Raw genomic sequence first — 9,251 nt, 5'->3', positions numbered from 1 at the left:
AGTGCCGCCAGGCCAGCGGCACAAGCTACCGGGTGCGCCGAGTAGGTGTAGCCGTGCGGGAATTCCACGGCGTATTCCGGGGTCGGCTGGTTCATGAAGGTCTGGTAGATCTCGGAGCTGGCAATCACCGCGCCCATCGGGATCGCGCCGTTGGTGACTTGCTTGGCGATGCACATCAGGTCCGGGGTCACGCCGAAGGTGGTGGCGCCGAACATGGTGCCGGTCCGGCCGAAACCGGTGATCACTTCGTCGAACACCAGCAGGATGTTGTGCTGATCGCAGATTTCACGCAGACGCTTCAGATAACCCTGCGGCGGAACCAGCACGCCAGCGGAACCGGCCAGAGGCTCAACGAACACCGCAGCGATGTTCGACGCATCGTGCAGCTCGATCAGCTTCAGCAGCTCATCGGCCAGTGCGATACCGCCCTGCTCCGGCATGCCACGGGAGAAAGCATTGCTCGCCAGCAGAGTGTGCGGCAGGTGATCGACGTCCATCATCGCCTGACCGAACAGCTTGCGGTTGCCGTTGACGCCGCCGAGGCTGGTGCCGGCGATGTTCACACCGTGGTAGCCACGGGCGCGGCCGATCATCTTGGTCTTGGTCGACTGGCCTTTCAGGCGCCAGTAGGCACGGACCATTTTCACCGCGGTATCGGCACACTCGGAACCGGAGTCGGTGAAGAACACGTGGTTCAGGTTGCCCGGCGTCAGGTCGGTGATTTTCTCCGCCAGCTGGAACGACAGCGGGTGACCGTACTGGAAGCCCGGCGAGTAATCGAGAGTGCCCAACTGCTTGGCCACCGCTTCCTGGATTTCCTTGCGGGTATGCCCGGCGCCGCAGGTCCACAGACCGGACAGCGAGTCGTACACCTTGCGGCCCTTGTCGTCGATCAGCCAGCTGCCTTCGGCGCCGACGATCAGGCGCGGATCGCGCTGGAAGTTGCGGTTGGCGGTGTACGGCATCCAGTGCGCGTCCAGCTTCAGTTGGCTGGCCAGTGGCGACGACGCGTTTTCAGGCATGTTCATCGGGCAAAACCTCACAGGGCAATAAGCTTCAGAGAGATAGAAAGCGTTGTTGCAGCTAAATTGCCACGCGGATAAAGTCGGTGAAATTCAACTCTTCTAACCTTCAGTTAGAACTCTGCTAAACAATGAGAACAACAGCATGAGCAGCCGTCGCCCCGATCCACTGGCCCAGGTCAGTGACTTTGATATTCGCCTGCTGCGGATTTTTCGCAGCGTGGTGGAGTGCGGCGGTTTCTCGGCGGCGGAAACCGTGCTCGGCATCGGTCGCTCGGCGATCAGCCAGCAGATGAGCGATCTGGAACAACGTCTCGGCCTGCGTCTGTGCCAACGCGGGCGCGCCGGTTTTTCCCTGACCGAAGAGGGCCGCGAGGTCTATCAGTCGGCGTTGCAGCTATTGAGTGCGCTGGAAAGTTTCCGCACCGAGGTCAACGGCCTGCACCAGCACTTGCGCGGCGAGTTGATCATCGGCCTGACCGACAACCTCGTCACCCTGCCCCACATGCGCATCACCCACGCGCTCGCGCAATTGAAGGAGCGCGGGCCGGACGTGCAGATCCAGATCCGCATGATCGCTCCCAACGAAGTCGAACAAGGCGTGCTCGACGGACGCCTGCATGTCGGCGTAGTGCCGCAGGCCAGTGCGTTGTCGGGGCTGGAATATCAGCCGCTGTACAGCGAACGTTCACTTCTCTACTGCGCAGTTGGTCATCCGCTATTTTACGTCGACGATAAACAGCTGGATGACGAACGCCTGAACAGTCAGGACGCCATCGCCCCGACCTTCCGTTTGCCGGCAGAGATCCAGGCGCACTATCAGGCACTCAATTGCACCGCCAGCGCTTCCGACCGCGAAGGCATGGCGTTCCTGATTCTGACCGGGCGCTACATCGGTTATCTGCCGGATCACTACGCCAGTCTCTGGGTTCAACAGGGTCGCTTGCGCGCGCTCAAGGCCAGTACCCGCTTCTACGATTTGAGTCTGGCCTCGGTCACCCGCAAGGGTCGTCGCCCGCATCTGGTACTGGAAAGCTTTCTCGAAAGCCTGGCCGCCACCCGCTGACGACCGGGGTTTTATTCGCCCGGGGCTTGTCCCGCGCCGGTGGTTGCGCTATCAACGCAACTGGTTGCACCCCACAGACAAACCCGGAAGTGCCTATGACCTTTGAAGTCCCCGCTCACGGCGGCAAACCTGCCAGCCGCATTCGTCAGAAGAACGAAGAGACCATCATCAAAGCCGCCGAAGACGAGTTCGCCCGTCACGGGTACAAAGGCACGAGCATGAACACCATCGCCACCAAGGCCGGACTGCCCAAGGCGAACCTGCATTACTACTTCACCAACAAGCTCGGGTTGTACGTGGCGGTGCTGAGCAACATCCTTCAATTGTGGGACAGCACCTTCAACACCCTGACGGCCGAGGACGATCCGGCCGAAGCGCTGACCCGCTATATCCGCGCGAAAATGGAATTCTCCCGTCGCCAGCCGCAAGCGTCGCGGATCTTTGCGATGGAAGTGATCAGCGGCGGCGAATGCCTGACCGAATATTTCAACCAGGATTACCGCGCCTGGTTCCAGGGCCGCGCCGGCGTGTTCCAGGCCTGGATCGACGCGGGCAAAATGGACCCGATCGACCCGGTACACCTGATCTTCCTCTTGTGGGGCAGCACCCAGCATTACGCCGACTTCGCCACCCAGATCTGCCGGGTGACCGGTCGCAGCAAGTTGACCAAACAGGACATGGAAGACGCCGGCAACAATCTGATCCGCATCATTCTCAAAGGCTGCGGCCTCACTTCTTCTATATAAGTCGTTTTATGCCATTCACCCTCAGCGGCTTTTGCGAATTCCGCGAAGAGATTCGCAAAAGCCGTTTCATCACTTTCGCCGCGCCGATCGGCAGCCCCGCTGAGGCGCAAGCCTTCATCGAGCAGCACAGCGACTTGAACGCGTCGCACAATTGCTGGGCGTGGAAGCTCGGCGATCAATACCGCAGCAACGACGACGGCGAACCCGGCGGCACTGCGGGGCGGCCGATTCTCGCGGCCATCGAGGCGCAGGACTGCGATCAGGTCGCGGTGCTGGTGATCCGTTGGTACGGCGGCATTCAACTGGGCACCGGCGGTCTGGCCCGGGCCTATGGCGGCGGCGCCAACAAATGCCTGCAAGCCGCGCCGAAGATCGAGTTGATCAGTCGCGTGCCCGTGCGTTGCGCCTGCGCCTTTGGCGAACTGGCGCTGGTGAAACTGCGCGTCGCGGATCTGGGCGGATTGGTGCTCGAGGAAAACTTCACCGCCAATGGTGTCGAGCTGCAACTGGCCGTGGGCGAAGCGCACATCGAGCTGTTGCAGAATCAGTTGGCCGATCTGAGTCGTGGGCGAATCCTGCTGAAGCGTTGAAGCCCCGCCATGTTTTGGGGCACCAGCCCGTTTGCTTATGCCCGAGACTTGCCCACATCCGCTGTGCACCCGGCTGTGGATAACCTGAGCACAGGATGCTGTAACCCTTCTGTCACGTGGCTTTGCGGGATTTGTTCACTTTTCGTCCAATCGACTGACGCAACGAACAATTTCACGTAAAAACAATCGCTTAGCGCCGTTTATCGCCTTTAGAAGAAAGCCCGGCAGTGCTTATGCCCGGGATTTTGTCTTGCGCACAAATACTGTGGAGCAACCTGTGGATAAGCCGTTCATGGCTGGCGCAGTCGCAGGTTCTGCATGGCTTCGGCGAGGTTGTTCGTTTTTTGATCAGCCAGATGCGGGCAAAACTGGAGCCTGATCAAGGGCTTTGCCCTCAAGTGGTGCCGCGCAAGACGTCGAATTCATTTCACAGGCTCTACGCCACAGGCTGGCAAACAGCGGTCGTACAGGTTCCTGACTCAATGGCCAGGAAATTGCTTTATCCACAGGCACAACTCCAAGCGACCCGAGCCTGTCATGCCAAACCCCACGCCCACACCGCGCCTGCAACTGCGCCACATCAGCAAACGTTATCCCGGTTGCCTCGCCAATGACGCCATCGACCTGAGCATTGCCCCCGGTGAAATCCACGCGCTGCTCGGTGAAAACGGTGCAGGTAAAAGCACATTGATGAAGATCATCTACGGCGTCACCCAGGCCGATTCGGGCGAGATGCTGTGGCAGGGTCAACCGGTGAGCATGCGCAACCCGGCCCAGGCCCGGCAGTTGGGCATCGGCATGGTGTTCCAGCATTTCTCGCTGTTCGAGACCCTGAGCGTGGCGCAAAACATCGCACTGGCGATGGGCGCAGGAGCCGGTTCGCCGAAACAGCTTGAGGCGAAAATCCGTGAAGTGTCGCGCCGATATGGCATGGCGCTGGAACCCCAGCGACTTGTCCACAGCCTGTCGATCGGCGAGCGGCAACGGGTCGAGATCGTTCGTTGCCTGATGCAGGACATTCGCCTGCTGATTCTCGATGAGCCGACCTCGGTGCTCACGCCGCAGGAAGCCGACGAGTTGTTCATCACCCTGCGCCGGCTCGCGGCCGAGGGCTGCAGCATTCTGTTCATCAGCCACAAACTCGGCGAGGTGCGCGCCTTGTGTCACAGCGCCACAGTTCTGCGCGGCGGTCGGGTGGCCGGCCATTGCGTGCCGGCCGACTGCACTGATCGGCAACTGGCGCAATTGATGGTCGGAGAAGCCGCGACATTGATCGGCGAGTTCACGAAGGTCACCGGTGGCGCGGCGTTCTTGCAGGTCAGCGGATTGAACTGGCACAACCCGGATCCGTTCGGCTGCTCCCTGAGCGACATCGACCTGCAGGTGCGCAGCGGTGAAATCGTAGGCATCGCCGGCGTGGCGGGCAACGGACAGGACGAGTTACTCGCCTTGCTCAGCGGCGAACAGACACTGCCCCGCGATGCAGCGGCAACCATCCGTTTCCAAGAACACGCCGTCGCCGATCAGCGCCCGGATGCACGACGCAAACTCGGCCTGGCGTTCGTCCCCGCCGAACGACTCGGGCATGGCGCGGTGCCGGACATGAGTCTGGCGGACAACGCCCTGCTCACCGCTTTTCAACAAGGCCTGGTCAGCCACGGCTTGATCGAGCGCGGCAAGGTCGAAACCCTCGCCCGAACGATCATCCAGCGCTTCGGCGTGAAAACCCCGGACACCCAGACCGCCGCCCGCAGCCTGTCCGGCGGCAACCTGCAGAAATTCATCCTCGGCCGGGAAATCCTCCAGCAACCGAAACTGCTGATCGCCGCGCACCCGACCTGGGGCGTGGATGTTGGCGCGGCGGCCACCATTCACCGGGCGCTGATTGCCCTGCGCGATGCCGGGGCGGCGATTCTGGTGATCTCCGAAGACCTCGACGAACTGTTCCAGATCAGCGACCGCCTCGGCGCGCTGTGCAGCGGGCGCCTGTCGGCGTTGCAGGACACGGCGCAAACCCGCCTCAGCGACGTCGGCGGCTGGATGGCCGGCCAGTTCGACACCCCTCAATCACAACCGGCCACGGTTTAACGGAGTTTTCCCATGTTGCTTTCCCTCGAACCCCGTGGCCGGCAATCGCGCCTGATGCTGTGGTGCTCGCCGGTGCTGGCGGCGGCGCTGACGCTGGTGTGCGGATCTTTGCTGTTCATCGCCCTTGGCCACGATCCGCTGAAGACTTTGCACACGTTGTTGATCGCCCCTGTCAGCGACCTGTACGGCGTTTCCGAACTACTGGTCAAAACCCTGCCGATCCTGTTGTGTGCGTTGGGCCTCGCAGTGGCCTATCAAGCGCGGATCTGGAACATCGGCGCCGAAGGCCAGTTGCTGCTCGGCGCCCTGGCCGGAAGTGCGCTGGCGGTAAATATTATCGATATGCAAAGCCGCTGGGCGTTGGTGCTGATCCTGCTCACCGGCACCCTCGCCGGCGCCGCGTGGGCCGGGCTCACCGCCTGGTTGCGCACACGCTTCAACGCCAACGAAATCCTCACCAGCATCATGCTCAATTACATCGCGCTGAACCTGTTGCTGTTCTGCGTGCACGGGCCGCTGAAGGATCCGGCCGGATTCAACTTTCCCGAGTCGGCGATGTTCAGCGATGCCAGCCGCCTGCCGCTGTTGATGGAGGACGGGCGGGCGCATATCGGCGTGTATTTCGCCTTGCTTGCGCTGGTCGCGGTGTGGGTGTTGCTGCAGAAAAGCTTCGTCGGTTTCCAGATCAAGGTGCTGGGGCTGGACAAGCGTGCGGCAGGATTCGTCGGGTTTCGCGAGAAGCGTCTGATCTGGCTCGCACTGCTGATCAGCGGTGGATTGGCGGGACTCGCCGGCGTCTGCGAAGTCACCGGACCGATCGGCCAACTGGTGCCGCAAGTCTCGCCGGGCTACGGCTATGCGGCGATCACCGTGGCATTTCTCGGGCGGCTCAATCCCATCGGCATTCTGTTTTCCAGCCTGTTGATGGCGTTGCTTTACATCGGCGGCGAGAGCGCGCAGATGACGCTGAATCTGCCGCAGGCGATCACCCAGTTGTTCCAGGGAATGATGCTGTTTTTCCTGCTGGCCTGTGACGTGCTGATCCTCTATCGGCCACGCCTGAACCTGCGCTGGGTGCGGCGCACTTCTACCACCGCCGTAACCGCCGGAGCGCTGTGATGGATCTCGATCTGCTGAGCAATATTTTCTACGCAATGGTGCGCTGCGGTACGCCATTGCTGTTGGTGGCACTGGGTGAACTGATCTGCGAGAAGAGCGGCGTACTCAACCTCGGTCAGGAGGGGATGATGCTGTTTGGCGCGGTGATCGGTTTCATCGTCGCGTTCAACAGCGGCAACCTATGGTTGGGCGTGGTGCTGGCGATGCTCGCCGGGATGCTGTTGTCGTCGCTGTTTGCCCTGGTGGCGCTGGTGTTCAACGCCAATCAGGTGGCGACCGGGCTGGCGCTGACGATTTTTGGTGTGGGCCTGTCGACCTTTGTCGGCGCGGCGTGGGTTGGCAAACCGCTGGCGGGATTCGAGCCGATGGCGATTCCTTACTTGAGCGAAATCCCGCTGATCGGCCGCATGCTGTTTGCCCAGGATCTGCTGGTGTACCTGTCGTTCGCGCTGTTTGCGCTGGTGGCGTGGGTGATCGTGAAAAGTCGTGTCGGGCTGATCATTCAAGCGGTCGGCGAGAACCCGGATGCGGCCAGTGCCATGGGTTTGCCGGTGCTGACTGTGCGCACACTGGCGGTGCTGTTTGGCGGCGCGATGGCCGGACTGGCCGGGGCTTATCTTTCGCTGGCGTACACGCCGATGTGGGCCGAGAACATGACCGCCGGACGCGGCTGGATCGCGCTGGCGCTGGTGGTGTTCGCCAGTTGGCGGGTGTGGCGGTTGTTGCTCGGCGCGTATCTGTTCGGACTCGCCAGCATCCTGCACCTGGTGGCGCAGGGGTTGGGGCTGGCGATTCCTTCGAGTCTGCTGGCGATGCTGCCGTACGTCGCGACCATTCTGGTGCTGGTGTTGTTGTCGCGCGATGCGGTGCGTACGCGGTTGTATGCGCCGGTGTCACTGGGGCAACCGTGGCAGGCCGGACACTAAGCCGTGACGGCTCGCGACAGCGGCCGAACCGGCAACACCTGAGCAATGCCCCACGCCAGTTCGAAGACCAGGAAACCCACCAGCAACGAACTGGCGCCGTGGGCCAGGGCATACGTCATCCACGCGGCGAACAGAAACCGCGTCACCGCGTCATAGCGCCCATAAACCGGCTGCGGATCACGAATCCGCAGCACCGCCCACATGCACACCACCGAACCGAACAAATTGGCTATCAGCAGATGCGCAGGTTCGAACGGCGGCAGCTCGCCGGGCAGTTCCAGCGCCTGGCTCAGCGCCGTCAGCAACCCATGCAACACAGCAAAACTCCACGGCGTGACAAACGCCGCCGTCACGATCAAGTCATACCAGGCACTGCCGCGCACCAACTGCCGATACTGCGTTGAAGTCCACATCATCCTTGCTCCAAAAATTCAGGGAGCAACCACGATAAAGCCTGGAGTATGCTCCAGGGTCAAACACTTTCGAGACCTGCTAGATGCGCATCGGTGAGTTAGCCCAGGCCTGCGATGTCAGCCGTGACACGCTGCGTTTTTACGAGGAGCGCGGATTGATCGCGGCGCAACGCAGCGCCAACGGTTATCGCGACTATCCACCGGAGATGGCGCAACTGGTGCTCTACATCAAGACTGCGCAGCGTCTGGGCTTTACCCTCGGCGAGATCGGCAGCAGCGTTGGCTCGCTGTGGCAATCGCCAAATCCCGACACCACCGTCACGCAACTGCTGCAAGACAAACTCAAGCTGGTCGAAACCCGCATGGCCGAGCTCGGTGAGTTGCGCCAGGAGTTGCAGCATCGGCTCGGTCAACGCTGTCCATTGAACCCGTGATCTTTCAACTTTCAAGGAAAGCCCATCATGTCCGCACTGAATCCTGCCAAGCACGCATTGATCATCGGCGCCTCCCGGGGCCTGGGCCTGGGACTGGTGAAAACCCTGCTGGCCGACGGCTGGCGAGTCACCGCCACGGTTCGCAACCCTGCGAATGCCGAGGCGCTGAAAGCACTGGGCAACGTACAAGTCGAAAAACTCGACATGGACGACCAGCAAGCGGTAATCGCCTTGAGCCAGCAGCTCAAGGGCGAGACCTTCGACCTGTTATTCGTCAACGCCGGGGTCAAAGGCCCGGAAGTCCAGACGCCAGGCGGCGCGACGCTGGCGGAAGTCGGCCAGCTGTTCTTCACCAACGCCGTGGCGCCGATCAATCTGGCCCAGCGCTTCGTCGGGCAGATCCGCGACGGCAGCGGCGTGCTGGCGTTCATGAGTTCGGTGCTCGGCAGCGTGACCATGCCCGACGCGCCGGAACTGGCGCTGTACAAGGCCAGCAAAGCGGCGCTGAACTCGATGACCAACAGCTTCGTCACTCAATTGGGCGAGCAGAAACTCACCGTGCTGTCGCTGCATCCGGGCTGGGTGAAAACCGACATGGGCGGCGAAGGTGCCGACATCGACGTGGAGACCAGCACCCGGGGTCTGGTGGATCAGGTGGATGCATTTGCCGGCAAGGGCGGCCATCACTTCGTGAACTACAAGGGTGAAACCATTCCCTGGTAATCGCTGAATCCTGTGGGGGCTCGCTCCCACAGGGTTATCCCGGTGTCTGGTCGGGTTGGACTTGCCCGTCGTAACATTTTGTTCGAAACTCCGCACCTCGTCCTTCGCGGCGACCCTGGATCAG

Annotated in this window: 10 protein-coding genes (1 of these 10 running past the window's edge); 8 read left to right on the top strand and 2 right to left on the bottom strand. The window is 61.6% G+C overall.

What is annotated here, in order from left to right; translation table 11 throughout:
- On the bottom strand, positions 1-1,028 hold the 5' portion of the coding sequence (gene aptA / locus AC0R79_RS04615) for an omega-aminotransferase AptA (RefSeq protein ID WP_474733420.1). It extends 322 nt beyond the left edge of the window; the window shows 1,028 of its 1,350 coding nt (coding positions 1-1,028); its start codon is at positions 1,026-1,028; the stop codon falls past the left edge of the window.
- Between the two features lie 139 nt (positions 1,029-1,167).
- On the opposite strand from aptA, the gene AC0R79_RS04610 reads away from it, so the two are divergent.
- The 6 genes from AC0R79_RS04610 to AC0R79_RS04585 all read left to right on the top strand — a co-directional run bounded on the left by AC0R79_RS04610 (position 1,168) and on the right by AC0R79_RS04585 (position 7,557).
- Positions 1,168-2,088 carry a LysR family transcriptional regulator gene (locus AC0R79_RS04610; protein WP_007958517.1) on the top strand — a complete coding sequence of 307 codons (921 nt, stop codon included), beginning with the start codon at positions 1,168-1,170 and terminating at the stop codon, positions 2,086-2,088.
- Positions 2,089-2,183: 95 nt separating this feature from the next.
- Entirely contained in the window at positions 2,184-2,834 is a 651-nt protein-coding gene (locus AC0R79_RS04605) for a TetR/AcrR family transcriptional regulator (protein WP_127796837.1), read from the top strand.
- 8 nt (positions 2,835-2,842) lie between these two features.
- A complete protein-coding gene (locus AC0R79_RS04600; protein ID WP_474733417.1) occupies positions 2,843-3,424 on the top strand; it encodes an IMPACT family protein in 582 nt (193 codons plus the stop codon).
- Between the two features lie 537 nt (positions 3,425-3,961).
- Positions 3,962-5,512 (top strand): ABC transporter ATP-binding protein, encoded by a 1,551-nt coding sequence (locus tag AC0R79_RS04595; protein WP_474733416.1) that lies wholly within the window; start codon positions 3,962-3,964, stop codon positions 5,510-5,512.
- A 12-nt stretch (positions 5,513-5,524) separates the two neighbouring features.
- Positions 5,525-6,631, top strand: coding sequence for an ABC transporter permease (locus AC0R79_RS04590; protein ID WP_474733414.1), 1,107 nt, complete (start codon positions 5,525-5,527; stop codon positions 6,629-6,631).
- Entirely contained in the window at positions 6,631-7,557 is a 927-nt protein-coding gene (locus tag AC0R79_RS04585; RefSeq protein WP_474733413.1) for an ABC transporter permease, read from the top strand. The genes AC0R79_RS04590 and AC0R79_RS04585 overlap by 1 nt, the downstream gene beginning before the upstream one ends.
- Here the strand turns inward: AC0R79_RS04585 and AC0R79_RS04580 are convergent.
- Complete coding sequence (locus AC0R79_RS04580) at positions 7,554-7,970, bottom strand: hypothetical protein (RefSeq protein ID WP_375745273.1); 417 nt, start codon at positions 7,968-7,970, stop codon at positions 7,554-7,556. The two genes, AC0R79_RS04585 and AC0R79_RS04580, sit on opposite strands and share 4 nt — an antisense overlap.
- 83 nt (positions 7,971-8,053) lie before the next feature.
- Here AC0R79_RS04580 and AC0R79_RS04575 point away from each other — a divergent pair, with 83 nt between their 5' ends.
- Together AC0R79_RS04575 and AC0R79_RS04570 are read left to right on the top strand one after the other, a co-directional pair.
- Positions 8,054-8,404: a MerR family DNA-binding transcriptional regulator gene (locus AC0R79_RS04575; protein ID WP_474733411.1), complete on the top strand. Its 351-nt coding sequence runs from the start codon at positions 8,054-8,056 to the stop codon at positions 8,402-8,404.
- A gap of 36 nt (positions 8,405-8,440) precedes the next feature.
- A complete protein-coding gene (locus AC0R79_RS04570) occupies positions 8,441-9,127 on the top strand; it encodes an SDR family oxidoreductase (protein WP_127800814.1) in 687 nt (228 codons plus the stop codon).
- The last annotated feature ends 124 nt before the right edge of the window (positions 9,128-9,251 follow it).

Source organism: Pseudomonas sp. HD57-3 (assembly GCF_056113135.1).
This window is presented reverse-complemented; position numbering and strand designations above follow the sequence as displayed.